27 protein-coding genes are annotated in these 24,431 nt (G+C 69.7%); 13 read left to right on the top strand and 14 right to left on the bottom strand.

All coding sequences use genetic code 11. The features are described 5' to 3' along the window. Positions 1-9 precede the first annotated feature (9 nt). Entirely contained in the window at positions 10-432 is a 423-nt protein-coding gene (locus tag JOF29_RS15320; protein ID WP_245357606.1) for a low affinity iron permease family protein, read from the bottom strand. A 185-nt stretch (positions 433-617) separates the two neighbouring features. Next, positions 618-761 (bottom strand): GPGG-motif small membrane protein, encoded by a 144-nt coding sequence (locus JOF29_RS15315; RefSeq protein WP_209694864.1) that lies wholly within the window; start codon positions 759-761, stop codon positions 618-620. A 186-nt stretch (positions 762-947) separates the two neighbouring features. Here JOF29_RS15315 and JOF29_RS15310 point away from each other — a divergent pair, with 186 nt between their 5' ends. From JOF29_RS15310 to JOF29_RS15260, 11 genes are all read left to right on the top strand, one after another. Beyond that, entirely contained in the window at positions 948-2,207 is a 1,260-nt protein-coding gene (locus JOF29_RS15310; RefSeq protein WP_209694863.1) for a cytochrome P450, read from the top strand. Between the two features lie 303 nt (positions 2,208-2,510). Beyond that, positions 2,511-3,386: a hypothetical protein gene (locus tag JOF29_RS15305; protein ID WP_209694862.1), complete on the top strand. Its 876-nt coding sequence runs from the start codon at positions 2,511-2,513 to the stop codon at positions 3,384-3,386. Positions 3,387-3,572: 186 nt separating this feature from the next. Then, entirely contained in the window at positions 3,573-4,646 is a 1,074-nt protein-coding gene (locus tag JOF29_RS15300; protein ID WP_209694861.1) for an SRPBCC family protein, read from the top strand. Between the two features lie 39 nt (positions 4,647-4,685). Beyond that, positions 4,686-5,138 (top strand): gas vesicle protein GvpJ, encoded by a 453-nt coding sequence (gvpJ, locus tag JOF29_RS15295; RefSeq protein WP_209694860.1) that lies wholly within the window; start codon positions 4,686-4,688, stop codon positions 5,136-5,138. Next, positions 5,135-5,872 carry a GvpL/GvpF family gas vesicle protein gene (locus tag JOF29_RS15290; protein WP_209694859.1) on the top strand — a complete coding sequence of 246 codons (738 nt, stop codon included), beginning with the start codon at positions 5,135-5,137 and terminating at the stop codon, positions 5,870-5,872. Before gvpJ ends, JOF29_RS15290 begins: the two co-directional genes overlap by 4 nt. A 2-nt stretch (positions 5,873-5,874) precedes the next feature. Then, entirely contained in the window at positions 5,875-6,117 is a 243-nt protein-coding gene (locus JOF29_RS15285) for a gas vesicle protein GvpG (RefSeq protein WP_209694858.1), read from the top strand. Positions 6,118-6,123: 6 nt separating this feature from the next. Further along, on the top strand, positions 6,124-6,477 hold the full coding sequence (gene gvpO / locus JOF29_RS15280; protein WP_281067238.1) for a gas vesicle protein GvpO: 354 nt from the start codon (positions 6,124-6,126) through the stop codon (positions 6,475-6,477). 4 nt (positions 6,478-6,481) lie between these two features. After that, positions 6,482-6,808 carry a gas vesicle protein gene (locus JOF29_RS15275; RefSeq protein ID WP_245357604.1) on the top strand — a complete coding sequence of 109 codons (327 nt, stop codon included), beginning with the start codon at positions 6,482-6,484 and terminating at the stop codon, positions 6,806-6,808. Then, positions 6,792-7,565, top strand: coding sequence for a GvpL/GvpF family gas vesicle protein (locus tag JOF29_RS15270; protein WP_209694856.1), 774 nt, complete (start codon positions 6,792-6,794; stop codon positions 7,563-7,565). Before JOF29_RS15275 ends, JOF29_RS15270 begins: the two co-directional genes overlap by 17 nt. Beyond that, a complete protein-coding gene (locus tag JOF29_RS43080; RefSeq protein ID WP_307863354.1) occupies positions 7,562-7,777 on the top strand; it encodes a gas vesicle protein in 216 nt (71 codons plus the stop codon). Before JOF29_RS15270 ends, JOF29_RS43080 begins: the two co-directional genes overlap by 4 nt. Then, a complete protein-coding gene (locus JOF29_RS15260) occupies positions 7,774-8,052 on the top strand; it encodes a gas vesicle protein K (RefSeq protein ID WP_209694854.1) in 279 nt (92 codons plus the stop codon). The genes JOF29_RS43080 and JOF29_RS15260 overlap by 4 nt, the downstream gene beginning before the upstream one ends. A gap of 842 nt (positions 8,053-8,894) precedes the next feature. Here JOF29_RS15260 and JOF29_RS15255 read toward each other — a convergent pair. The 4 genes from JOF29_RS15255 to JOF29_RS15245 are packed head-to-tail and all read right to left on the bottom strand — an operon-like array spanning position 8,895 to position 14,632. Further along, complete coding sequence (locus JOF29_RS15255) at positions 8,895-9,974, bottom strand: enolase C-terminal domain-like protein (RefSeq protein WP_209694853.1); 1,080 nt, start codon at positions 9,972-9,974, stop codon at positions 8,895-8,897. After that, a complete protein-coding gene (locus tag JOF29_RS45300) occupies positions 9,971-11,116 on the bottom strand; it encodes a thiamine pyrophosphate-dependent enzyme (protein ID WP_307863562.1) in 1,146 nt (381 codons plus the stop codon). Before JOF29_RS45300 ends, JOF29_RS15255 begins: the two co-directional genes overlap by 4 nt. Further along, entirely contained in the window at positions 11,013-11,759 is a 747-nt protein-coding gene (locus JOF29_RS43065; protein ID WP_245357603.1) for a thiamine pyrophosphate-binding protein, read from the bottom strand. The genes JOF29_RS45300 and JOF29_RS43065 overlap by 104 nt, the downstream gene beginning before the upstream one ends. Next, positions 11,756-14,632, bottom strand: a complete 2,877-nt coding sequence (locus JOF29_RS15245) for an FAD-binding and (Fe-S)-binding domain-containing protein (protein WP_307863352.1) — start codon at positions 14,630-14,632, stop codon at positions 11,756-11,758. Before JOF29_RS15245 ends, JOF29_RS43065 begins: the two co-directional genes overlap by 4 nt. A 377-nt stretch (positions 14,633-15,009) precedes the next feature. Between JOF29_RS15245 and JOF29_RS15240 the strand changes: the two genes are divergently transcribed. Together JOF29_RS15240 and JOF29_RS15235 are read left to right on the top strand one after the other, a co-directional pair. Then, a complete protein-coding gene (locus JOF29_RS15240; RefSeq protein ID WP_209694852.1) occupies positions 15,010-15,402 on the top strand; it encodes an MFS transporter in 393 nt (130 codons plus the stop codon). 25 nt (positions 15,403-15,427) lie between these two features. Beyond that, complete coding sequence (locus JOF29_RS15235; RefSeq protein WP_209694851.1) at positions 15,428-16,420, top strand: SDR family oxidoreductase; 993 nt, start codon at positions 15,428-15,430, stop codon at positions 16,418-16,420. Between the two features lie 71 nt (positions 16,421-16,491). Here JOF29_RS15235 and JOF29_RS45295 read toward each other — a convergent pair whose 3' ends face one another. The 8 genes from JOF29_RS45295 to JOF29_RS44485 all read right to left on the bottom strand — a co-directional run bounded on the left by JOF29_RS45295 (position 16,492) and on the right by JOF29_RS44485 (position 24,427). After that, positions 16,492-17,439 (bottom strand): ArsR/SmtB family transcription factor, encoded by a 948-nt coding sequence (locus JOF29_RS45295; RefSeq protein ID WP_209694850.1) that lies wholly within the window; start codon positions 17,437-17,439, stop codon positions 16,492-16,494. A gap of 34 nt (positions 17,440-17,473) precedes the next feature. Beyond that, entirely contained in the window at positions 17,474-18,529 is a 1,056-nt protein-coding gene (locus JOF29_RS15225) for a M23 family metallopeptidase (protein ID WP_209694849.1), read from the bottom strand. Positions 18,530-18,794: 265 nt separating this feature from the next. Beyond that, positions 18,795-19,445 (bottom strand): BON domain-containing protein, encoded by a 651-nt coding sequence (locus JOF29_RS15220; RefSeq protein WP_209694848.1) that lies wholly within the window; start codon positions 19,443-19,445, stop codon positions 18,795-18,797. Next, positions 19,438-20,064 carry a manganese catalase family protein gene (locus JOF29_RS15215; RefSeq protein WP_209694847.1) on the bottom strand — a complete coding sequence of 209 codons (627 nt, stop codon included), beginning with the start codon at positions 20,062-20,064 and terminating at the stop codon, positions 19,438-19,440. Before JOF29_RS15215 ends, JOF29_RS15220 begins: the two co-directional genes overlap by 8 nt. Before the next feature lie 16 nt (positions 20,065-20,080). Further along, complete coding sequence (gene trxA / locus JOF29_RS15210; protein ID WP_307863349.1) at positions 20,081-20,479, bottom strand: thioredoxin; 399 nt, start codon at positions 20,477-20,479, stop codon at positions 20,081-20,083. Between the two features lie 44 nt (positions 20,480-20,523). Then, complete coding sequence (clpB, locus tag JOF29_RS15205) at positions 20,524-23,145, bottom strand: ATP-dependent chaperone ClpB (protein WP_209694846.1); 2,622 nt, start codon at positions 23,143-23,145, stop codon at positions 20,524-20,526. Beyond that, positions 23,136-23,459: a chaperone modulator CbpM gene (locus JOF29_RS15200; protein WP_209694845.1), complete on the bottom strand. Its 324-nt coding sequence runs from the start codon at positions 23,457-23,459 to the stop codon at positions 23,136-23,138. The genes clpB and JOF29_RS15200 overlap by 10 nt, the downstream gene beginning before the upstream one ends. After that, positions 23,456-24,427, bottom strand: coding sequence for a DnaJ C-terminal domain-containing protein (locus JOF29_RS44485; RefSeq protein WP_209694844.1), 972 nt, complete (start codon positions 24,425-24,427; stop codon positions 23,456-23,458). Before JOF29_RS44485 ends, JOF29_RS15200 begins: the two co-directional genes overlap by 4 nt. Positions 24,428-24,431 lie beyond the last annotated feature (4 nt).

Raw genomic sequence — 24,431 nt, 5'->3', positions numbered from 1 at the left:
TCAAACCGATCAGGAACTCTTCTCGCGGTCCTCGAGGCCGACCGCATCACGAAGTTCCCGAGACGCGTCGCGCAGGTCCGGCGAGTTCTCGGCCTGCTGCTCCATCAGCGCGGCCATCGCCGCCGCAACGGCGTTCAGCTTGTCCTGCACGGACTCGTCGGACCGCCTCTGCGAGTTCTGCAGCAGCGCCACCAGGAGGAACGTGACGATGGTGGTCGCGGTGTTGATGATCAGCTGCCAGGTGTCCAGCGTGCCGATGACGAAGTACGACGGCGCCCACACCACGACCAGAAGGACGCAGAGCCCGAAGAACCAGGCCCGGGAAGCGAAGTTCGAGGCCGCGGTCGCGAACCGGTCGAAGAATCCCGGCCGCCCCGAGACGTCCGACGGCATGTGCGCATTCTCGTCAGCCTTGGCCACCGTGTCGGTCATGTCTGCCTCCGGGTTCAGGGCCGGCACCGCCGGCAGCCCTCCGGTGCCCAACCTGTCCTCGTCAGAACCAGCCTGACGTGCGGTGGTCGATCGTCGGGTTGGTCGTCGGCGTAGCCGGGCACCGGTCGGGTATGACCGTGAAGCTGAACGAGAAGGCGTTCGGGCCTGAGCCGGCGGGGGCGCGGTCAGGTGAAGATGCTGACGCCGCCCGGTCCGACCAGGAGACCGATGACGATCAGCGCAATGCCCCACAGCACCGCGCCACGGAAGATCGACACGATCCCGGATATCACCAGAATGACGGCAATGATCCACAGAATGAATCCCATGGCCCTTCCCCTTTGCTGAGCCGGGAGTATCCCGGCGGGTCGAATCCCCGTGCCGGGATTTCCGGTGCCCGGGCCGGTTCGGGGTAAACCCAGGTGTTTCGGCGCTCGCTGACCGGACACCTGAGCGACATGCCGACACTTCTGCCATTTGCCTCCACACTGGACTGCGGCCGAATCCTGCGGGACGTGATCGGACCGGTCGTCGCCCAGGGACCAATTCTTCGCAGACCCCGGCTCGGGACCCTGGCCGAGCGGCTGCACGCCGACGACCGCGCGTTGCGCCGGGTGCGGGAGCTGCGGCACAAGCACGGCGACGGTCCGGTACTGCTCCGCCTTCCGGGCCGCACGATCGCGCTCGTGCTCGCCGCCGAGGACGTGCACCGGCTGCTCGCGGAGACGCCCGAACCGTTCGCCGCCGCGACCGGCGAGAAGGTCGGCGCGCTGACACACTTCCAGCCGCACGCGGTCCTGGTCACCCATTCGTCGCTGCGCGCCCCGCGCCGGGAGCTGAACGAGCAAGCGCTCGACAGCCACCAACCGGTCCATCACCACGGCCATCGGTTCGTCGACGTCGTCCAGGAGGAACTCGACGGCCTGCACGCCACGCTCGGCTGGAACGACTTCCGCGCGATCTGGTCCCGCGTCGTACGCCGGATCGTCCTCGGCGACGCGGCCCGCGACGACGTCGAACTCACCGCGCACCTCGACCGGCTGCGCGCCGACGCGAACTGGGCCCAGTTCGGCCCGAACCACGACGAACTCCGCACCCGCTTTCTCAGCGGTGTCACGCAGTACGTCGCCAAGGCCGAGCCGGGGAGCCTTGTCGAATCCCTCGACCGGCGCCCCCAGGCCCTCGATCCCGCCGGCCAGGTACCGCACTGGCTGTTCGCGTTCGACGCGGCCGGCATCGCGCTCTGGCGGCTGTTCGCAGTACTCGGAACCCGTCCGTCGCTGCTCGAAACGATCGTCGCGGAGGCACGCCGCCCGGAGGCCTCGCCGCTGCTCGCGCAGGCAGGTGCCGCGGTGCAGGAGTCACTGCGCCTCTGGCCGACGACCCTCGTCGTACTTCGTCAGGCGCTCGAGCCGACCGTCTGGCGGGACCGGATCGCACCGGCCGGGACCGAGTTCGCGATCGTCAGCTCGGTGTTCCACCGCGACGACGAGGCGCTCGACTTCGCGAACGACTTCGAGCCGGCGGCATGGCTCGACGGACGGACCGACGGACCGTGGCCGATCATCCCATTCAGCGAAGGCCCGGCCGCCTGCCCCGGACGGAACGTCGTACTCCTGACGACCAGTGCCGCGGTCAGCCAGGTCGCCGCGCAGTACGGGATCGACGTCGCTCCCGCCACCCGCGCACGGCTGGCCGGGCCGATGCCAGGGACTTTCAATCATGCGGACATCCGGATCGGGTTCTGGCGGCATTCCGGGAAAACGATCGTATGAAACAAACAAATGCCCACTGAATACATTGCGTGAAGCTACGAGCGAGTCCTGAACTATCCGGTTTCCAAGTGCTCCGGACGGCGTTTCGGGCCGGATTCTCCGGGTACCGCAGATTTCGGACCACGGGGGTCGTCAACGGTACAAGCCGCTGATCGGGATCGGAGTTTCGATGTTCTTTCTCGCCCTCGGCGGGGTGCTCGCGAGCCAGTGGTCACACACCGGTCACGTGTCCGTCCGGGAGCGACGCAACATCGACGAGTAGGCCATCTGTGGCCTTGGGCAACAATTCGTGAGGAGAATGCGATGAAAACGACCGCGAAGATCGCCGCGGCGGTCGCGAGCGGGTACCTGCTCGGCCGGACCAAGAAGCTCCGGATGGCTGTGATGGTGGGCGGGCTGCTGGCCGGAAAGCGGATCGCGACCGATCCGCGCGCCATCGCGGGCCAGCTGGCCGAACTCGTCGAACGGAACCCCGAACTGTCCCGGCTGTCCGATCAGGTCCGGGGCAAACTGCTCCACGCCGGCCGCGAGGCAGCGGTCGCCGCCGCCAGCCAAGGCCTCAACCGGGTCAGCGACTCGATCCATACCCGCACCGACCGCCTGTTGTCGGGTGGATCGTCGGACAGCGAGTCGGAGGACGAGTACGACGACACCGAAGAGCCATACGACGACGAGGAACCCGACGACACGGCCGACGAGGTCTACGCCGAGGCGGACGGCCCTGAGGATGACGCCGAGGACGACGCCGAGGATGACGCGGACGGTAACGCGTACGGCGGCGGGCGTTCCGGTCGGCGGAGCGGCGGATCAGGCCGCGGGACGTCGAACCGGGACGGATCCGGCCGGGGAACGTCGAACCGGGACAGATCCGGCCGAGCGTCAGCTCGGGGCGGATCGGGCCGCGGGACATCGGCTCGCGGTGATGCCGCGGAGGACGCGGCTCCCGCTCGCAAGCGGACGAGCCGGAAGACCACGGCCGCCTCGACTTCGAAGCGGTCGAGTAGCTCGAACACGGCGAAACGCCCGCCCGCGAAGCAGAGCGCCGCCAAGAAGACCTCCTCGCGGAAGTCCACCAGCAAGGCTCCGGCGAAGAAGACGGCGTCTGCCGCGCCCAGGAAGACTGCGGCCAAGAAGACCGCGGCCAAGAAGGCGACCGCCTCCTCCCGGAAGCGCAGGTGACCGGACATGGCCGGACAACGCATCAGGGACCGCGGCAGTGACCGGGAACGCGGCGGAGACCGGGACTCGGGCAGGGACCACGGCGGTAACAGGGAACGCGGCAGGGACCGGGACACAGGCAGGGACACAGGCAGGGACAGCGGCAGGGGTCAAGCAGCGGCCGGCGATGGGGCGGGTGCCGGCGGGGTGCGCTCGCTTGTCGACGAACTGCCGGTCGACCGGCTGAAGGACGAGTTGCAGGATGCGCTGGCGGCGGTTGCCGAGCGGGCGATCGACGCGGCTGCCGACAAGGTCGGCGACCTCACCGATCGGCTCACGGACGTCGCGGGCGGCGGCGGCTTCGGGGGCGGTTCCGGCGGCGGTTCCGGCGGCGGGCTGAAGGGCTCGATGATCGCCGGCGCGCTGAAGGGCGGCGTCGCGGGAGTCAAGGACAAGCTCGGCGGCGGCTCCGGGAGCGGCGGGAACAGCTCCGGGAAGGCCACGAAGGCGACGAGCATCATCGAGCAGATCGACGTCGGCGTACCGGTCGATGTCGCCTACGACCAGTGGACGCAGTTCGAGGAGTTCCCGGACTTCATGAAGAAGGTCGAGAGCGTCGAGCAGAAATCCGACGAGAAGCTCACCTGGCGGGCGAAGATCGTCTGGTCGCACCGCAGCTGGGACGCGACGATCCTCGATCAGGTGCCGGACGAGCGGATCGTCTGGCGGTCGGAGGGCCAGAAGGGACACGTCGACGGCAGCGTCACGTTCCACGACCTCGCACCGAACCTGACCCGGATCCTGCTGGTCCTCGAGTACTACCCGCGCGGCCTGTTCGAACGGGTCGGGAACATCTGGCGGGCCCAGGGCCGCCGCGCCCGGCTGGAGCTGAAGCACTTCCGCCGGCACGTGATGACCCGGACGATCCTCGAGCAGGACGAGCTCGAGGGCTGGCGCGGCGAGATCCACGACTCCCAGGTCACCCGCGGCCACGGCGAGGAGCCCGAATCCGCCCCTGACGACGCCGACGACGGCTACGACGAAGCCGACGAGCAGGACGACGAGGACCTCGACGAGTACGACGACGAGGACAACTACGACGACGGCTACGACGACGGTACGGACGAGGGCGAGCCGGACGACGAGTGGGACGAGGACGAGGACCAGAACGAGGTCAACGACGAGGACGACGAGGGCTATGACGACGAGGACGAGGAGTCGGACGAGTACGACGACTCGGAGTACGACGAGGACGACCGGCCGTCCCGCAGGGCGAGCTGACCACTACGACTGGACAACGACTGGAAGAGGTAGGAACTCATGACCGTTTCGGCGGTTGGACAGCGCCGCTCCGGCGGCTATCTCGAGCGGCCCACACCGAGCAGCCTGGCCGACGTCATCGACACCATCCTGGACAAGGGCCTGGTGATCGACGCCTACGTCCGGGTCTCCCTGGTCGGCATCGAACTCGTCACCGTCGACGCCCGGATCGTCATCGCCAGCGTCGACACGTACCTGCGGTTCGCGGAGGCCACGAACCGGCTCGACCTGTACGAGCACGGCGGCGAGAGCCTGCCGGAGGCGGTCGAGGGCATGCAGCAGGGCGGCGCCGAGGGGCGCACCCGCGGCGTGCTGAGCGGCGCCAAGGATGCGGCCAAGGACGCTCTGTTCGGCGAGGACGACGACGAGGAGCAGGAGCAGGAACCTGAGGAACGCCGGCCGCGGCGCAGACCGCGCCCGTCGGCATCCCGCAGGAGGAGGTCGGACGAATGACCGGCGGCCTGTTCTACGTGTACGGCGTCGCGTTCGACGACGTGAAACCGCCCGAAGACTTGCAAGGCATCGACGACCGGCCGGTGGACATCGTACGCAGCGGCCGCTTGGCCGCCGTCGTCAGCGAGTTGCCCACCGACCACCGGCTCGGGCGGCGACGGCACCTGCTGACTCACAGCCAGGTGCTGGACGCGGTCGCGCAACGAGCCGCGATCGTCCCGCTCCGATTCGGCACCGTGGTCGAGGACCGCCCGGCCGCCGTACAACTGCTCGATGCCGCCGAGGACCGGCTCGTGCCGCTTCTCGAAAGTCTGACCGGTACGTCGCAGTACACGCTGCACGCACGGTACGACGAGCAGCAGGTGCTGGCCGAGATCGTTGCCGACGACCCGCAGATCGCCGACCTCCACCGGCAGACCCGTGGTACGTCGGACGACATGACGCTGAACGCCCGGCTGCGGCTCGGGGAACTCGTGGCGGCCGCGTTGGAGGACAAGCGCGCGGCCGACGCACCGATCGTGCTGGAGCCGATCGCGGAACACGCCGTCGCGCACAGCGTGCGGCAGCCGACCACGGATGTCGAGCGGCTGGTCGACGCTGCGTTCCTGGTCGAGGACCGCCGGGCGGGACAGTTCGATCAGGCCGCGGAAGCCGTCGCCCGCGCCCTCCACGGGCGCGTCCGGATCAAGCTGGTCGGGCCGACCGCGCCGTACGACTTCGTCACGGAGCTCTGATCATGGGACTGCTGACCGGCGTACTGCTGTTGCCACTGGCACCGATCCGGATGACGGTCGCGGTCGCAGATCAGCTTCGCCGGCAGGCCCTGCAGGAGTACTACGACCCCGACCGGATCCGGCAGCAACTCGACGAGATCGACCGGTTGCGCGCCTCCGGCGTGCTCGACGAGGCCGAGGCCGACGCGCTCGAGGAGGAGTTGGTCGACAGGCTCATCGAGGGCAGCACCGGAAGGGCAGGGTGATCGGACATGGCGCCTCCGCGGAAGTCCACGGCGAAGAAGACAGCAGCGAACCGTGCGCCGGCCAGAGCACGTCCTGGCACTTCGGATACGCCCAGAAGCAAGGGGGTGCCGTTGCGGGAGGTCGTGCTCCGGTCGGCCGGCGAGCTCGCGGACCTGATCGGACAGCGGCCGGAAGGCGTCGTCGCCGTCGAGCGGGACGGCGATCGTACGTGGAAGGTGCAGGTCGAGGTGGTCGAGTCGCACCGGATCCCGGAGACCACCGACGTCCTCGCGGTCTACGAGCTGGTTGCCGGCAGCAACGGCGAGCTCCTGTCCTACCGCCGGCTGACCCGCTACGTCCGCGGGCACATCGAGGAGTGACACCATGAGCACCGTTCAGAGACAGCCGTTGGGCGGGTACGGCGGGTATGGAATGGCCCGGCCCGAACCCGAGAGCCTCGCGGATCTGCTGGAACGCGTCCTCGACAAGGGCGTGGTGATCGCCGGTGACATCCGGGTCGAACTGCTCGACATCGAACTGCTGACGATCCGGATCCGGCTGCTGCTGGTCTCGGTCGACAAGGCGGCGGAGATGGGCATCGACTGGTGGACCCGCGATCCGATGCTGTCCGGCTCGGCGGACGCCGAAGAACTCCAGCGGCTCCGCCGCCGGGTCGGCGAACTGGAGGCCGAACGTGACGGGCAGGACTGACACCGGTTCGTACATCTACGCCGCAGGCCGCGCGGTCGGCGATCTCACCGGACTGCACGGGCTGCGCGACGCACCACTGCGCGTCGTCGGTTGGCAGGACCTCGAGGCGATCGTGAGCACTGTCGAGCTCGAGGAGTTCGGCGAGGTCCCGCTGCGACAGCATCTCGAGGATCTCGGCTGGCTCGAGGAGGTGGCGCGGGTCCACGATCGGGTGGTCCGGGCGGCCTGGTCCGCGACCGGTGCCGTCGCTCCGTTCCGGCTCGCGACCATCTGCACGACCGACGAGGCGGTCCGGACCCGGCTCATCTCGCTGTACGACGAACTCGCATCCGCCCTGGACCGCGTCGCGGGCCGCAGCGAATGGACCGTCAAGGCCTTCCTCACGCCGGAGCCTGCCGCGGAGTCCAGCGCCGCGGCGAGTACCCGGCCCGCGAGCGGTACGGCGTACCTGATGCGCCGCCGTGACCAGCTCGGCCAGCGACACCGATCCGCCGTGGATGCACAGGCCGTTGCCGACGACATCCATCACCGGATCGCGAGCTCCGCCGACGCATGCCGCCGGCTGCCGCCGCAGGACCGGCGACTGACCGGGTACGACGAGCCGATGATCCTGAACGGCGCCTACCTGGTCGACGACCGGGACTCCGAACTGTTCCGGGCAGCCGTCGATGAGTTCGCCGGACACCGACCCGAGGTCCGGCTGACCGTGGACGGTCCGTGGCCGCCGTACTCCTTCACATCCCTGGAGCCGGCGTGAGAGAGATCGCACTGGTCGACCTGCTCGACCGTCTGCTCGGCTCCGGCGTCGTGCTGGCCGGCGACATCGTCATCTCGCTGGCCGACGTCGACCTGGTCGAGATCCGGCTGGCCGCGCTGATCCGGACGATCACCCAGGCGAGCACCGAAACGAGCACGGACACGAGCACGGAAACGAGCACCGGGTCGATCACCGGGGAGCCGGCCCGATGAGGCTGCCGCAACGCATCGAAGCCGACCCCGAGAACGTCGAACGCGAACTGTTCCGGCTGGTGCTGACGATCGTCGAACTGGTCCGCCAGCTCATGGAGCGCCAGGCCCTGCGCCGGATCGACGACGGTGGCCTGACTCCGGACCAGATCGAGCAACTGGGTCTCGGCCTGATGCACCTCGAAGAGGCCGTCACGTCGCTGCGTACCCGCTTCGACCTCACCCCCGAAGACCTCAACCTGGACCTCGGCCCCCTCGGCACCCTCCTCGCCGACTGACCTCACAACAACGGCTCGTTGCACCGCAGAACAAACGCGCTACCTAACACCCGACCCCGCCGCCTCACCTGCTTTGCGCAGCTGGCCGACCGCACAGAATGCTCGCCCGGCCAACCCCACGTCGCGACGCCGAGAGCCCACCCCCGTCCGTGCCGAGTTCACCGAGTCCGCCGAGCGCCGTACCGCATGGACCTGGTGCACAAGGTTGCCTCGGCCAGGGGTGTCGGCCGACAGAGACGAGTACTCCGGGCGGTGCGGGCGATCCCGGGCAGTACACCGGCCGCCGTACCGACCGTGACTGCCGAGGCAAGGTCGCGCAAGTGGCACCAGCCCCGCACACGGCAGGCGGGGTACGACGGGTACGGCGTGAGCGAGCCGACGCGAGCGAGGCGGCGCGAGTGGGGCGGCGCGAGCGAGGCGGTGCGAGCGGGGAGGCCCGGGCGAGCCGTTTGCCGGTGGGCCGGTGCCGGTGGGTGGAGCGCTGTGGGGTGCAATCGTGCCGGGACCGGGGGTGGACCCGCGCGCCGGGACCGGGGGTGGACCCGCGCGCCGCGGACGTTGGACAGGTTATTGCGACTCTTGTGTTGGACGTGCGCACACCAGTACCTGTGCAACGCCTCCACAGCGTGCGCGGCCTCGAGGCCGCTCGGGCTGGGAGGTCGGCTGACAGGAACACCCCACCCGAGTGGCCCGATCGGCGCCCGCAGATCGGCGGCCACCCGGATCACCACAGCAGGTGCTCGGTCAGGTCCCCCGGCCCGGGGTTTGCGGCGGGAGCGGCCGGCGGTGGCTGGTGGGGTTGGTGAGCGACGACGTGAAGCCACCTGCGATCGGCTGGGCGCTCAGGCGACCCGGTAGGTCGTGGCCGCCGGTGGGAGCCAGGTCAGGCCGTGGCCGGGCGAGTCCGGTGGGGTCGCGGTGCCGTTGGACGGGGTGGGCAGGCCGTCGAACAGCATCGACTCGATGCGGGTGTGGTCGTGGAACCACTCGAGGTGGCGCAGGTTGGGTATGGCGGACAGCGGGGCCAGGTGCAGCCCGGGAGCGCAATGACCGGACAACTGCAGGCCGTGGGACTCGGCGACGGCGGCGATCCGGAGCAGCTCGGTGATCCCGCCGCAACGGGTCACGTCCGATTGTAGACAATCGACAACTGGACACATCCGCGAGAAGTACGCCAGGTCGTACCCGTACTCCCCCGCCGTCACGTCGATCCCGGTCTGATCGCGCACCGCCCCGAGCCCGGCGAGATCGTCCGACGACACCGGCTCCTCGAACCACGTCACGCCGTACGACGCCAGCCGGGAAGCCACCCGGCACGCCTGGCCGACCGTGTACCCGCCGTTCGCGTCCACGTACAGCTCGGCCGCGGAGCCGATCACGTCCCGCGCCAGCGCGACCCGCACCATGTCCCGGTCCTCGCGCGCCCCGCTGCTCTCCCCGATCTTGATCTTCACCCGCGGTATCCCCTGCGCGACCCACCCGGTCAGCTGGTCCGCGAGTTGCCGGTCGTCGTACGTCGTGAAGCCGCCGCTGCCGTACACCGGCACGCTCTCGTGCACCGCCCCGAGCAACCGGTGCAACGGCAGCCCGAGCAGGCGCGCCTTCAGGTCCCACAGCGCGCAGTCGACCGCCGACATCGCCATCCCGGCCACGCCCGGCCGGCCGATGTTCCGTAGCGCGGACCGCATCGCGTTCCAGGACCCGCCGACGTCCATCGGGTCCCGGCCCTGCACCACCGACGCCAGGTCATGCGCGACGACAGTGGCGCAAGCCGGCGACCCGTACGTCCACCCGGTCCCGGTCACGCCGGCGGCCGAGACCTCCACCAGGACCAGCGTCGTACTGTCCCAGGCGAAGGTCCCGTCGGCCTCCGGCGCGTCGGTCGGAATCGTGTACGCCGAGGCGGTCACGGACTCGATCATGACTTGCCGGGCAGGAACTCCTGCATCTTGGACTTCACGCCCTCCTTGATCATCGCGCCGCGATCGCTGTCACCGCGGACGATCGACTCCAGCGCCTTCTCGAGCTGGTCCCAGGTCGCGTGCGGCGGGATCGGCGGTACGGCGGGATCGGTCCGGAACTCGACGACGCACGGCCGGTCCGCCGCCAGGGCCTCCTCCCACGCGGGCACGACCTCCTCCGGCTTCTCCGCCATCACCCCGTGCAGCCCGAGCAGCTTCGCGTACCCGGCGTACGGGAACTCCGGCAGCTCCTGCGAGGGCAGGAACTGCGGCGACCCGCCCATCGCCCGGAGCTCCCACGTCACCTGGTTCAGGTCGTTGTTGTGCAGGACTGCGACCACCAGTCGCGGGTCCGCCCAGTCCTTCCAGTACTTCGCGATCGTGATCAGCTCGTTGATCCCGTTCATCTGCATCGCGCCGTCGCCGACCAGCGCGTACGCCGGCCGGTCCGGCAGCCCGAACTTCGCGCCGATCACGTACGGCACCCCGGGCCCCATCGTCGCGAGCGTCCCGGACAGCGAGCCACGCATCTCGCCACGGATCCGGATGTGCCGCGCGTACCAGTTCGCCGCCGACCCCGAGTCCGACGCCAGGATCGCGTCCGCGGGCAACCGGGCCGACAGCTCGTGGAACACCAGCTCCGGGTTGATCGGGTCCGCCGAGGTGTGCGCACGCCGGTCCATGACCTCCCACCAGCGCCGCACGTTGCTCTCGATCCCCGACCGCCACGACCGGTCCGTCTTGCGCTGCACCAGCGGGATCAGTGCGCGCAGCGTCCCCGCCGCGTCGCCGACCAGGTTCACCTCGAACGGGTACCGCATCCCGATCATCGTCGGATCCAGATCGATCTGGATCGCCCGGGCCTTGCCGAACTCCGGTAGGAACTGCGTGTACGGGAAGTTCGATCCGACCATCAGCAACGTGTCGCAGTCCATCATCAGCTCGTACGACGGACGCGTGCCGAGCAACCCGATCGAGCCGGTCACCCACGGCAGCGCATCAGGCAGCACGTCCTTGCCGAGCAGCGCCTTCGCGACCCCGGCGCCGGTCAGCTCCGCCAGCTCCGTCACCTCGTCGGCCGCACCCCGCGCACCCTGCCCCACGAGGATCGCGACCCGCGAGCCCGCGTTCAGGATCTCCGCCGCACGGTCCAGCTGATCCGCCGCGGGCACCGGCGCCGACCAGCTCAGGTCCGTGCTCGACGGCACCATCTTGAACGCGTGCGACGGCGGCGTGTACTCGAGCTCCTGGAGGTCCGACGGAATGATCAGCGCGGTCACGGTACGGCGGGGCCGCCGCGATCCGGATCGCCCGGTCGAGCACGTTCGGCAGCTGCTCCGTGACCATCACGGTCTCGCAGTAGTCCGACGCGACGTCCTTGTACAGCGTGTGCAGGTCGACCTCCTGCTGGTAGCTGCCGCCCATCGCGCTGCGGGCCGTCTGTCCCACGATCGCGACCACCGGCACGTGGTCGAGCTTCGCGTCGTACAGCCCGTTCAGCAAGTGGATCGCGCCCGGCCCGCTGGTCGCCGTACAGACGCCGACCCGGCCGGTGAACTTGGCGTAGCCGACCGCTTCGAAGGCGGCCATCTCCTCGTGCCGGGCCTGGACGAAGCGTGGCTCGTTCCCCGCCTTCTGCCAGGCGGAGAGCAGCCCGTTGATACCGTCCCCGGCGTACCCGAAGACGTGGTCGACGTCCCACTCGCGCAGGCGCTGGAGTACGAAATCGGCAACTGTCGTGCTCATTGCAATCCTCCTGCCAGGAGTTCGGCGAGATGTACGGCCCGCCGGTCGGTGGCTTGTTCTATTTGCGTTCGGCAACTGAAGCCGTCGGCGACGATCACGGTGTCGTTGCCCGCGGCCCGTACCTTCGGCAGCAGCACCCGTTCGGCCGCGGCCATCGAGACGTCGTAGTGCCCGCGCTCGAACCCGAAGTTCCCGGCCAGGCCGCAGCACCCGGAGTCCAGCTGCTCACGGTCGATACCCGCGCGCTGCATCAGGTCCGCGTCGGACGTCAGTACGGCATGCTGGTGACAGTGCGTCTGCACCATCGCGTGGACGTCGAGCCGCGGCGGATCCCAGTCCTTGAGCAGCTCGGCGAACGTCACGAACTGGGCCGACAACCGCCGCAGGTCCTCGTCGTCCGGCAGCAACTCCGGCCCGTCCGACCGGAACACCGCGCTGCACGACGGCTCCAGCCCGACGACCGGTACGCCGGCACGGATGTCGTCGCGCAGTACGTCGACCGTCCGCCGGAGCACGCGCTTCGCCATGCCGAGCTGACCGGTCGAGATCCAGGTGAGCCCGCAGCACACCGGGCGCTCCGGGACTGTCACGTGGTACCCCGCCGCCTCGAGCACCTGGACCGCGGCGCGCCCGGCCGAGGGATGGAAGAAGTTCGTGAAGGTGTCCGGCCAGAGCACGATCCGGCGTCCCGGCCGCGGCGGACGCTCCGAGAACCAACTGGTGAACGACTGTTCGGCGAACGCCGGCAACGCGCGCTCGTCCGCGATCCCGCCCGCCCGCTTCAGCAGCGTCGCGAGCTTCGGCGTCTGAGTGGCACCGTTCACGAGCTTCGGCGCGCGACTCGCGAGCTGCGCAGCCAACGGCAACCAGCCCATCGAGTAGTGCGCCATCGGACGCAGCCGGTGCCGGTAGTGGTGCGACAGGAACTCGGCCTTGTACGTCGCCACGTCCACCCCGACGGGGCAGTCGACCTTGCAGCCCTTGCACGCCAGGCACAGATCGAGCGCGTCGCGAACCTCGGTCGACCGCCAGCCGTCCGGGATCACCTCACCCCGCACCATCTCGAACAGCAGCCGCGACCGCCCCCGCGGCGAGTGCTCCTCCTCGCGGGTCACGAGGTACGACGGGCACATCACCTCGCCGTCCGCCGATGACGACTGGCGGCCCGTCTTGGATCGACACAGCCCGATCCCGACACAGCGCATCGTCGCCTTGCTGAACTTCCCGTCGTCGTGCGGATACGCGAACTCGCTCGGCAGCGGCGGATGCGCGAACCCGGTCCCGAGCCGCAGGTGCGAGTCGAGCGGGTTCGGGTCGACGATCTTGCCCGGGTTCATCCGGTTCCGCGGATCGAAGATCGCCTTGAACTCGCCGAACGCCCGGACCAGCTCCGGCCCGAACATCGTGGTCAGCAGCTCACCCCGGGACTGCCCGTCGCCGTGCTCCCCGGACAGCGACCCGTCGTACCGCTTCACCAGCCGCGCGGCCTGCTGGACGAAGTCGCGGTACTGCGCGATGCCGTCCGCGGTGCGCAGCTCGAACGGGATCCGGGTGTGCACACAGCCCTGCCCGAAGTGGCCGTACAGCGACGTCTCGGTCTCGTCGTACCCGAAGCGGTTCAGCAGCTCGCGCAGATCGTGCAGGTAGTCGCCGAGGTCGTCCGGATGGACGGCGGAATCCTCCCAGCCCTCCCAGTTGTCGTGCTTCGCGGCTGGGTGGGCGGTCGCGCCGAGACCGGCCTCCCGGAGTTCGATCAGTTGTTGCTCCCGGCCCGGATCGTCGAAATAGCTGATCGTTGCCTCGTCGTCCTTCAGGTCGTCCATCAGCCGGTGCGCGGCCCGGTCGGCCTCCTCGAAGGTGTCGCCGGCGAACTGTACGGTCAGCCAGCCGCGGCCTTCCGGCAGCCGTTCGATCGCGGTGTCGACGGTGTGCTCGTCGTGCTCGAGGTCGATCAGCACCTGGTCGAGCCCTTCGAGCTGCCACGGCTGGTGCGGCAGGATCCGGCGTACGGCGCGACCGGCGTCCTCCAGGCTCGGGTAGCCGAGCACGACCATCACCTGGTACTTCGGAACCGGTACCAGGTCGAGCTCCGCGTGCAGCACCGTGACCAGGGTGCCCTCACTGCCGACGAGCGCCTTCGCGACGTCGAAGCCGTTCTCCGGCAGCAACGAGTCGAGGTTGTAGCCGGAGACCCGGCGCGGGATGTGCGGGTAGCCGGTCCGCAGTTCGCCGAGGTACCGGTCCCGCAACGCGATCAGGTCGCGGTAGATCTCCGCCCGCCGGTCGTTGCCCTCGACAATCTCAGCTGTTGGACCTACCCACATCCGGACACCGTCGTAGGTGAGGACCTCGAGCCGCCGGACGTTGTCGACGGTCTTCCCGTAGGCCTGCGCACTGGCACCGCACGAGTTGTTGCCGACCATTCCGCCGATCGTGCAGCTCTGATGTGTGGACGGCTTCGGCCCGAACATCAGCCCGTCGGGAGCCAGCGCCCGGTTCAGGTCGTCCAGCGCGATCCCCGGCTCGACGACACAGGTCCGCGCGGCGGCATCGACCGAGACCACGTGGTCGCAGTACTTCGTCCAGTCGATCACCACCGCGGCGTTCGTCGTCTGCCCGGCCAGGCTGGTCCCGCCGCCCCGCGACAACACCGGTACATCCGCCTTCCGGCACACCTCGACCGCCACCGCGGCGGCGTCCACCGTCCGCGGCACCACGACTCCCAGCGGTATCTGCCGGTAGTTGGACGAGTCGCACGAGTACGTCGCCCGCGACCCGGCATCGAACCGCACCTCGCCGTCGACAGCCGCCTCCAGGGCGCCCCGCAACCAGTCGGGCGTGCGGATGCTGTCGATCTCCACGTCTATCGCCACCTGCGACCTCCAGACCTCGACCGTCCGGCCGGTACCCGGGGCACATTGCAGCAAACGCGTTTCGAGTGCTCCCTAGCGGTCAACCGGGAGGGCGATACCGGATCGATGAAGGAGGCGCATCGTGGCGCCGCACCACGAATCGGCCACCGGAGTGCTGGACCACCTCGACACCCGGGTGCCGACCTCGTTCTACTGGTCGCTGACCCTGCTCGCCACCGTCGGCGGGTTCCTGTTCGGGTACGACACCACGAGCATCGGGTCCGTCGTCAACACTTCCTGCCTTGGAGCCTGGGCTCGCTCGCGCTCGGCTACCTGGTGGCCGGCGCGTCCATCGGCGCGCTCGCCGCCGGCCCGACCTCGGACCGGCTGGGCCCGTGATGTCGGTCGCGATGCTGATCGGCGCGGCCGGGGTCGCGTTCACCGGCGGCCTGACCCGGATCATCCTGATCATGATCGGGCTGGACGTCTTCATCGCCGCGTTCGCGATCGGCGTCGGCGGGACCGGCTGGCTGATCCAGGGCGAGTACTTCCCGACCGCCGTCCGCGGCCGGGCCGCCGCACTCGGCGCCGCGGCGGACTGGATCGCGAACTTCGCACTGATCCTGCTGGTGCCGACGATGCTGAACGGCTTCGGGCTGGCCTGGCTGATGGTGCTGTTCGCCGTCCTGTCGGCGATCGCGCTGCTGTTCGTGAACTCGTTCATCCCGGAGACCAAGGAACTGTCGGTCGAGGAGATCACCGAGATCTTCGAACGCCAGGCCGCTGACTGACTGAGGACTCACTGAGGAGGAGCACGTGGGACGGGTAGTTGTGGTGACCGGAGCCAGTGGCGGTGTCGGGCGGGCGACCGCTGTCGAGTTCGCCCGGCGCGGGGACCGGGTCGCCTTGCTGGCCCGGGGCCGCGAAGGGCTGGAAGGTGCGGCGAGCGACGTCGCGGACGCGGGCGGCGTGCCGCTGGCGATCCCGCTCGACGTCGCGGACCACGGTCAGGTGCAGGCGGCGGCCGACCAGGTCGAGAAGGAGCTCGGGCCGATCGACGTCTGGGTGAACGTCGCCTTCACGTCGGTGTTCGCGCCGTTCGACGAGATCGACCCGAGCGAGTTCAAGCGGGTCACGGAGGTCACCTACCTCGGGTATGTGTACGGGACCCGGGCCGCGATGGCCCGGATGAAGCCCCGCGACCACGGCACGATCGTGCAGGTCGGGTCGGCGCTGGCCTACCGCGGGATCCCGCTGCAGTCGGCGTACTGCGGGGCGAAACACGCCATCCAGGGCTTCCACGACTCGCTGCGCTGCGAGCTGCTGCACGACAAGTCGCACGTCCGCGTGACGATGGTGCAACTGCCGGCCGTGAACACGCCCCAGTTCTCGTGGGTCCTGTCACGGCTGCCGAAGCATCCGCAACCCGTACCGCCGATCTTCCAGCCGGAGGTCGCCGCGGACGCGATCGTCTACGCGGCCGACCATCCGCGACGCCGCGAGTACTGGGTCGGCGGTCCGACGGCGCTGACCATCGTCGCGAACAAGTTCGCCGCCGGCCTCCTCGACCGCTACCTGGCGCGGACCGGGTACCAGTCGCAGCAGACCGACCTGCCCAACGAGCAGGCCGCGAACCTCTGGAGCCCAGCGGACAGCCGCGGCCGCGACTACGGCGCTCACGGCGTCTTCGACGACCGCTCCACCGCCCGCAGCTACCAGGTCTGGGCCTCGCGCCATCGCACGCTCCTCACCACCCTGGCCGCGGCAGCCGCAGGCACCGCCGCCTACGTGACGCGGAGCCAGCGATAGCCGAACCCGCCGACGCCGCGGTCGAGCCATTTGCCGGACCGTGTATCTGCGCCGAGCGATAGCTGGGACAGTCAGGGTAGGTCGGCGAGTTGGTCGCCCAGTGGGGTGCGTTCGTAGACGACGGTGCGGCCGTCGCGGCGGGCGCGGACCAGGCCCTGGGTGGTCATCGCGCGGAGCGACTGGTTCGCGGCCGACGGCGAGACGCCGAACTGCTCAGCCAGGGCGGTCGTGGTCCGGCCGGTGCCGAGGGCGCGCAGATAGCGCAGGCGGTGCGGGCTCAGCAGCGCCGTACCGCCGTGATCCCCAAGGTCGGTCCACATCGAGCGCTGGTTGCTCGCGCCGTACATCACCATCGGGTCGGAGTCGGCCAGCGGCGTCGAACTGCTCAGCGTGAACAGCGACGGTACGACGAACAACGGCCGCCCGCGAGTGGACAGCACGAGGTCGTCGTCGCCGCGTCCCAGGATGTGCGCGGTGATCGACGTCCGGTCCGCGCGGACGCCCGGCCCGCAGCCGTTCAGCGTGGCGATCACGCCCTCGGCCGCGAGGGATCTCGCCCGGTAGGCCACGTCCGCGTCGAGAACCGCCCGCATCCGCGACCAGTGCGGCTGGAACGCCAACCGCCAGTACGCGGCCAGCGCGTCCGCCAGCCGGTGACCGAACGACCGCCCGCCCACCCCGAGCCCCCGCGGTACGCCGCCGACCGCGAACTCGATGTCCGCGCCGAGGGTCCGCAGGTCCTGGTCGCGCAGGTACGCGAGCTGTGCGGTGATCGTCAGCGGTACGCCGGCCCGCGGGTTGAACAGGTCCGGCGTGTCGAACGTCGGCCCGATCAACCCGCGCAGTACGTCGAGCGGGAGCTGGTCGCGGACACCGCACACGGCGGCGTACCAAGGAGCCTGCAAGGGGTAAGAGGTCGGCGCGCGCAACGCCCGCAGCGAGTTGCCGAGCTCAGTGAGCGGGGACACCACGAACCGCACCAGTCCGTAGTCCCCCGGCTCGAGCTGATAGCGCGCCACAGCAGATTCTAGGCACGCGCCGACCCTCTGGGCATCAGCTCACGCGGTTGTACATGTCGTTGCCCGGGCAGGCCGTGACGCCCAGGCGGGTCGCGCAGCCGGTGTACTGGCTGGAGCCGTTCCACCACGTCCAGCCGCCGATGGTACGACCGTTCAGCCAGGTGTACGTGCCGTTGTAGTTGGCGTCGTACGTCCGGAGGCTCCAGTGCACGTGCGCGCCGGTCGCGGAGCCGCCCGCGCAGGTGTCCATGCCGATGTTGCCGAGCAGCGCGCTGCTGCCGACCGGCGTCGCGTTGTAGTACGTCGCGTTCCACATGTGGTAGTAGTCCGTCGAGAAGCCGTTCGGGTGGATCACCCGTGTCCAGCCGCCGCCGGCGCCGCACATCGAGGTCGCGGTCCCGCTGCCCGACGAACGGACCCGGCCGCTCGCGTTGCCGCCGGAGAAGTCGAGGCTGCTCCAGTAGCCGGTCGCGCCGTCGTTCGCGTGCGGACCGCCGGTCAGGTTCATGTAGTAGTCGGGCATCCACGGGAGCAGCAGATCGCCGGTGTTGGCGGCGGTGGCGTTCGCCTTGTGGTCGGCGTACGCCGTCATCGTCTGCCGCTCTGCCTGACCGACGAGCGGTGAGGTCGCGACGTAGGTGGCGAACGTACGGTCACCTTCGAGGCCCGCGACCCAGCGGCCGTCGACGTTCCGGGCGATGTAGAGCCAGCCCTCCGGACTGCCTTCGGCGGTGCGGGGTGCCTCGACGTACGCGACGCCGCGGGCCCAGCCGGTGGTGGCGGTGCGGACATCGACGACGACCTTGCGGCCCTGGGCGGAAAGCTTGCCGACAGCAACTGCCGGGGCGAGGCCCTTGGCGTCGTGCGAGCGGGAGAGGACGTCGGCGGCAACGGTGTCGACGAGTGATTTGCTGCCGGCGCCGAGGGTTCCGGCGACCGCGGAGGGCAGCTTCAAGGTGACACCGGCGACGGACGCTTGGGTCGGGGAGGTGGATAGTTGACTGGAGGCGGTCGCCGGTGGTGCGGCGAGTAGTAGGCCGCCGATCGCGAGTGTGGCGACGGTTGTCCGCAGGGACAGTTTCGAGGGCATGGGCGGAACCCTTCTGGTCGAGCTGACGGGTGCCGCGAGTGTGGCAGAACGGTCCTGCTGCCACGAGAAGTTGTAGTCGAACGCTTAACGGTTGTCCGAGCGGCCAGCGAGGTTTGGCGGTCCGGACAGGGATGGGGTGTGGCGGCCCAACCCCGTTGGCCTGGAGCAACCAATCTTCCCGGCCGGGCTCGACTTCTCGACCGCGGCCACCGGCAGCCTGTTCTTGTACCGGCCGCCGAGTTCCTCGACGCCCCGCCCGCAGCGGTCAGTTCACGATCTCGATCTGGTTGATCACCTCGGTGACGCCCGGCGACGCCCACGCGGCCCCGGCGGCCTCGAGCCGCTCGGCCAGTGAGGTCGCGGTCCCGCCGAGCACGACCGTGGTGCCGTCGATCTCGACCGTGATGCCCTTCGCGTCGACCCGGGCGTTGCGTTGCAGAGCGTCGACAATCGACTGCCGGACGTCGGGGGCGATCGGCTCGGTCGGTACGAGCTGGATGTCGTTGGTGACACCCTTGACCGATTCCATCCGGCTGACCACGGTCTCCGCCTCGGCGCGCTGGTGCTGCCAGCTCGCCGTACCGCTCAACGTCGCCCAACTGTCGACAATCTTCACGTCAACAGTCGACGGTACGCCGCTGTCGAGCACGAGAGCCTGCAGTACGGCGCCCCGCAGGTCCGCGTCGTCCCGCTGCGCGGCGTTCAGCGCTGTCACCACGAGCTCGTTCCGCACCTCGACGACCCCGGCGACATGCTGTACGTCGTTCTCCGCCTCGACCTTCTCGCGCAGGCTGCCGACCGTCCCGCGCAACGTGACCACGGCCTTGTCGATCGCCGAAACGATCGCGACACTGTCGACTTTCGGATCGTAGAAGATCGCATCGTTGACATCGTGCTGCAACTGATCGTCACTCATCTGCTGCTCCAGTCCCGTCAGCTCGACGCGGCTTCCCCGCGTAGACACGTTCTTCGGGCTCCTCGGTCAGCGCCGCGACGGCCTCGGCGCACTCGCGGCGATGCGTGTCGGTGCGGGCCACCACGTACGAGAGCAGCAGCCTGACGTCCGGGTCGTCGCTACGATCGCGAAACTCGTGGACGAGAGCCAGGTGGTCCCGCTCGGCCCGGGCGTTCGCAAGGAAGTCGGCCAGCAGGTTCTGCCGGTCCGAGGTGTTCTCCCGGCGCCACGGGCCGCACGCCGGCTCGAGGGCACGCTCCAGGTCCGTGCCACCCATCACGGCCGCCACTGTCGGATGCGTCCGCAGAACCCGGTCGACCCTCTCCGCCGGAGCATCGTCCAGCAGCCGCGCAATCATCGTGGCGAGCATCTCGATCATCGCGACCTGGTCCACGCCGACGTGCACCAAGGTGTCGCGGTAGTGCCCGGGTACGGCGCCTGTCCAGCCGCTCAGGTAGTGCGCGGCGACGTCGATCTCGGAGTACTGGACGCCGAGGACGCGCCCCAGCCGGCCGGCGGACTTCAGGTCCGGACGGGCCGGACGACAGGTGAACTGCAGATCCCGTCGGTGGTTCAGCATGGCTGCCTCCTGCGGATCACGGCACGGGGCGGGAGTTGTTGCTCAGGGCATCTTCCAGCCAGGGCCGAAGGACCGTGGCCGGCGCGGCACCGGTGTGCGTCGCGACCGCCTCGCCGGACCGGAAGACCATGAGCGTGGGGATGGATCGGATGTCGAACCGGCGGGACACCTCGGGTGCCTCGTCGGCGTTGATCTTCACCAGCTTGACCTCGCCCGCCTTCTCGGCGGCGAGTTTCTCCAGGACGGGGCTGACCATCCGGCACGGCCCGCACCACGGCGCCCAGACGTCCACGAGGACCGGTGTGGTCGATGCCTCGACCACCTCGCGGAAGTCCGGGTCGCCGGCGTCGACGATCCACGGCAGCGGCTTGCCGCACTTCCCGCAGACCGGCTTGCCGGCACCGGCCGAGGGCACCCGGTTCCGTTGGCCGCAGTGCGGACAGCTGACGACGCCGGCCATCACACGGCCGGATTCTCGTACCTGACGGCGAGTGTCCCGTCGCCGGACAGTGTCACGTCGACCTCCGCACCGTCGAGGACCTCGCCGGTGAGCAACGCCCGGCCGACCCGGGTCTCGACCTCGCGGGCGATGAAGCGCCGCAGCGGACGCGCGCCGTACACCGGATCGAAGCCCTGTTCGGCGATGAACTGCAAGGCTTCCGGCGACACCACCAGCGTCATCTGCCGGTCCGCAAGGCGGGACCGCAGGTCGCCGAACATCAGCTCCGCGACGTGCTCGATCTCCGGCAGCGTCAGCGGTTTGAACAGCACGATCTCGTCGACCCGGTTCAGGAACTCCGGGCGGAAGTGGTGCCGCAGATCGGCCAGCACGGCCTCCCGGGCATCCTCCTTGATCTGCCCGTCCGGCGTGACGCCGTCGAGCAGGTACGCCGATCCGATGTTCGACGTCATGATGATCACGGTGTTGCGGAAGTCGACGGTCCGCCCCTGCGCGTCGGTGAGCCGGCCGTCGTCGAGCACCTGCAGCAGCGTGTTGAACACGTCCGCGTGCGCCTTCTCGATCTCGTCGAACAGCACCACCGAGTACGGCTTCCGGCGTACCGCCTCGGTCAGCTGGCCGCCTTCCTCGTACCCGACGTACCCGGGCGGCGCGCCCACCAGCCGGCTGACGGAGTGCCGCTCCTGGTACTCGCTCATGTCGATCCGGACGATGTTGTCCTCGGAGTCGAACAGCGCCGCCGCCAGCGCCTTCGCCAGCTCGGTCTTCCCGACCCCGGTCGGACCGAGGAAGATGAACGACCCGATCGGCCGCCGCGGATCCTTGATCCCGGACCGGGCCCGCACGATCGCGTCCGCGACCAGCTGCACCGCCTCGTCCTGACCGACGACCCGCTCGTGCAGTACGTCGTCCAGCCGCAGGATCTTCTCCCGCTCGCCCTCCTGCAGCCGGCTGACCGGTATGCCGGTCCAGCGCGCCACGATCGACGCGATCTCCTCCTCGGTCACCACCTCGCGCAGCAACCGCCCGGAGCCCTGTTTCGTCGCGAGCTGCTCCTCCTCGGCCAGCAGTCGCCGCTCCAGCTCGGGCAGCTGCCCGTGCCGCAGTTCGGCGGCCTTGTTGAGGTCGTACTCGCGTTCCGCCTGGTCGGCGTCCTGCCGCACCTGCTCGATCTGCCCGCGCAGCTCCTGGGTACGGCGTACCACCTGGCGCTCGGACTCCCACTGCGCCCGCATCGCGTCGGACTCGGCGCGCAGATCGGCCAGCTCCTTGCGCAGTTCCTCCAGCCGGTTCTTGCTGGCCGGGTCGTCCTCCTTCGCCAGCGCGGCGTCCTCGATCTCCAGCCGCCGTACCCGGCGGGTCAGCTCGTCCAGTTCGGCGGGCATCGAGTCGATCTCGGTGCGCAGCATCGCGCACGCCTCGTCGACCAGGTCGATCGCCTTGTCCGGCAGGAACCGGTCCGTGATGTAGCGGTGGCTCAGCACCACCGACGCGACCAGCGCGCCGTCCTGGATCTTCACGCCGTGGAACACCTCGAGCCGCTCGCGCAGCCCGCGCAGGATCGAGATCGCGTCCTCGACCGACGGCTCGTCCACGACCACCGGCTGGAACCGGCGTTCGAGCGCCGCGTCCGGCTCGATGTGCTTGCGGTACTCGTCGAGCGTGGTCGCACCGATCATGTGCAGCTCACCGCGGGCCAGCATCGGCTTCAGCATGTTGCCGGCATCCATCGCGCCCTCGGTCGCCCCTGCACCGACCACCGTGTGCAGCTCGTCGACGAACAGCAGGATCCGGCCCTCGGCCGCCTTGACCTCGTTGAGCACCGCCTTCAGCCGCTCCTCGAACTCACCGCGGTACTTCGCCCCGGCGACCAGCGCGGCGAGATCCAGCGCGAACACGGCGCGGTCCTTCAGCCCTTCCGGTACGTCGCCGTTCGCGATCCGCTGCGCCAGGCCCTCCACGATCGCGGTCTTGCCGACGCCGGGCTCACCGATCAGTACGGGGTTGTTCTTGGTCTTGCGGGAGAGGATCTGGATCGTCCGGCGGATCTCCTGATCCCGGCCGATCACCGGGTCCATCCGCCCGGTCCGGGCATCGGCGACCAGTTCCCGCCCGTACTTCTCCAGCGCCTCGTACGACGCCTCGGGCATCGCGGAGGTGACACGCTGGTTGCCGCGGATCGCGGTCAGCGCTTGAAGGAACTTGTCCCGCGTCAGCCCCTGCTCACGGGTACGCCGACCCGCCGCGGTGTCGGCGCCCTCCTCCAGCAGCGCCATCACCAGATGCTCGACGGAGACGTACTCGTCCTTGAGCCGTTTCGCCTCCCGCTCGGCGGTGTCGAACAGCTTCGAGAGCCGTTGCGTCACGTACACCTGGCCGGGTTGCGCGCCCGGACCGGTCACCTTCGGGCGGCGGCCGAGGTCGGCCTCCAGGTCCGTCCGCAGCCGGTCCGGGTCGGTGCCCGCCTGGGCGAGCAGCTTGGGTACCAGGCCGTCGGGCTGGTCGAGCAGGGCGAGCAGCAGGTGCTCGCCGTCGACCTCGGTGTGCCCGAAGCGGAGCGCCTTGGTCTGCGCGTCGTGCAGCGCTTCCTGCGACTTCTGCGTCAGGTGGTTCAGGTCCATGTCCGGTCTCCGAAGTGTCTGGTACGGAGTGGGTGTCTGGTACGGAGTGCTGCTTCCTGGGCGGCGAGCCGGTCCAGCAGATCGATCACCAGCCCGATCGCCGCGTAGTTCAGCGAGAACGCGGCCCGCAGCCGCTGGATCCGCGCGACGGCCGCGACATCGTCGTACCGGAACCACACCCGCCCGGCCCCCACCCGCGCGGGCTCCAGCAACCCGAGCGCGGTCAGCCGCCGGATCAGGTCCGGATGTACGCCGCTCGCCCGCGCGAAAGCCTCCAGGTCGAGCAGCAGCGGCCGGGCCAACGCGGTACTCATCGCGATCTCCTCGGATCGAAGGTGGTTGCCGCGGCCAACTGTTCGTACAGGTGCTGCTCCTCGTCGGAGAGCTTGGCGGGCAACACGATGCGGATCTCGGCGTACAGGTCACCGTTCCGCAGGCCGCGGCCCTTCAGGCGCAGGCGTTTGCCGCTCGACGTACCACCGGGCACCCGGACCTTCACCTGACCACCGGGCGTCTCGAGCGCCACCTGGGCACCGAGCGCGGCCTCCGCCGGGGACACCGGCAGGTCGGCGTAGATGTCCCGGCCCTCGACCCGGTATCGCTTGTCAGGCAGCAGTTTGACGATCAGGTACAGGTCGCCGGGCGGCGCGTCGCCACTCCCCCGACCACCTTGCCCGGCCAACCGGACCCGCTGCCCGTCGGTGACACCGGCCGGGATCGTCACGTCCACGGTCCGGCCGCCGTCCGGACCGGACACCGTCAGCCGCCGATGCCCGCCCTGGTACGCCTCGTCCACGGACAGCTCGAGCTCGACCTCCTGGTCGGCCCCCGGGATCGGCCCCCAGCCGCGCGATCCGCCGAACATCCCGCCGAGGAGATCCTCCAGATCGACATCCGCCCCGAAGCCGGCTCCGGCGGGATCACCCGTACTCCACCCGCGCGTACTCCAGCCACCTCCAGCGGCCCCGCGAGCCGCTCCACCTCGCGCACCACCTCGCGCTCCACCTCGTGCACCGCCGGCACGCTGTGCCCGCGCCCAAGTCTCCGGGTCGACGTCAGGCGGCACCCGGCGGAAGTCGTCGCCGAAGGCGTCGTACCGCTTCCGCTGCCCGGGATCGGACAGTACGTCGTACGCCTCGGAGACCTGCTTGAACTTCTCCTCCGCCCCCGGGTCCTTGTTGATGTCCGGGTGGTACTTCCGCGCCAGCTTCCGGTACGCCCGCTGCAGTTCGTCGGCCGACGCGTCCCGGCCAACCCCGAGCAACTCGTAGAAGTCGGCCATGGTG

This window comes from Kribbella aluminosa (assembly GCF_017876295.1).
In the GTDB taxonomy this organism is placed as follows: domain Bacteria; phylum Actinomycetota; class Actinomycetes; order Propionibacteriales; family Kribbellaceae; genus Kribbella; species Kribbella aluminosa.
Note: the sequence above shows the minus strand (reverse complement) of the source record. Positions and strands in the feature narration are given on the sequence as shown.

Excerpts from the sequence above, each read along its gene's own strand:
- JOF29_RS15320 (WP_245357606.1), bottom strand. The coding sequence starts at position 432 with ATGACCGACACGGTGGCCAAGGCTGACGAGAATGCGCACATGCCGTCG.
- JOF29_RS15315 (WP_209694864.1), bottom strand. The coding sequence starts at position 761 with ATGGGATTCATTCTGTGGATCATTGCCGTCATTCTGGTGATATCCGGG.
- JOF29_RS15305 (WP_209694862.1), top strand. The coding sequence starts at position 2,511 with ATGAAAACGACCGCGAAGATCGCCGCGGCGGTCGCGAGCGGGTACCTG.
- gvpJ (WP_209694860.1), top strand. The coding sequence starts at position 4,686 with ATGACCGTTTCGGCGGTTGGACAGCGCCGCTCCGGCGGCTATCTCGAG.
- JOF29_RS15290 (WP_209694859.1), top strand. The coding sequence starts at position 5,135 with ATGACCGGCGGCCTGTTCTACGTGTACGGCGTCGCGTTCGACGACGTG.
- JOF29_RS15285 (WP_209694858.1), top strand. The coding sequence starts at position 5,875 with ATGGGACTGCTGACCGGCGTACTGCTGTTGCCACTGGCACCGATCCGG.
- gvpO (WP_281067238.1), top strand. The coding sequence starts at position 6,124 with ATGGCGCCTCCGCGGAAGTCCACGGCGAAGAAGACAGCAGCGAACCGT.
- JOF29_RS15275 (WP_245357604.1), top strand. The coding sequence starts at position 6,482 with ATGAGCACCGTTCAGAGACAGCCGTTGGGCGGGTACGGCGGGTATGGA.
- JOF29_RS15260 (WP_209694854.1), top strand. The coding sequence starts at position 7,774 with ATGAGGCTGCCGCAACGCATCGAAGCCGACCCCGAGAACGTCGAACGC.
- JOF29_RS15255 (WP_209694853.1), bottom strand. The coding sequence starts at position 9,974 with ATGATCGAGTCCGTGACCGCCTCGGCGTACACGATTCCGACCGACGCG.
- JOF29_RS43065 (WP_245357603.1), bottom strand. The coding sequence starts at position 11,759 with ATGAGCACGACAGTTGCCGATTTCGTACTCCAGCGCCTGCGCGAGTGG.
- JOF29_RS15240 (WP_209694852.1), top strand. The coding sequence starts at position 15,010 with ATGTCGGTCGCGATGCTGATCGGCGCGGCCGGGGTCGCGTTCACCGGC.
- JOF29_RS15225 (WP_209694849.1), bottom strand. The coding sequence starts at position 18,529 with ATGCCCTCGAAACTGTCCCTGCGGACAACCGTCGCCACACTCGCGATC.
- JOF29_RS15220 (WP_209694848.1), bottom strand. The coding sequence starts at position 19,445 with ATGAGTGACGATCAGTTGCAGCACGATGTCAACGATGCGATCTTCTAC.
- JOF29_RS15215 (WP_209694847.1), bottom strand. The coding sequence starts at position 20,064 with ATGCTGAACCACCGACGGGATCTGCAGTTCACCTGTCGTCCGGCCCGT.
- clpB (WP_209694846.1), bottom strand. The coding sequence starts at position 23,145 with ATGGACCTGAACCACCTGACGCAGAAGTCGCAGGAAGCGCTGCACGAC.
- JOF29_RS15200 (WP_209694845.1), bottom strand. The coding sequence starts at position 23,459 with ATGAGTACCGCGTTGGCCCGGCCGCTGCTGCTCGACCTGGAGGCTTTC.
- JOF29_RS44485 (WP_209694844.1), bottom strand. The coding sequence starts at position 24,427 with ATGGCCGACTTCTACGAGTTGCTCGGGGTTGGCCGGGACGCGTCGGCC.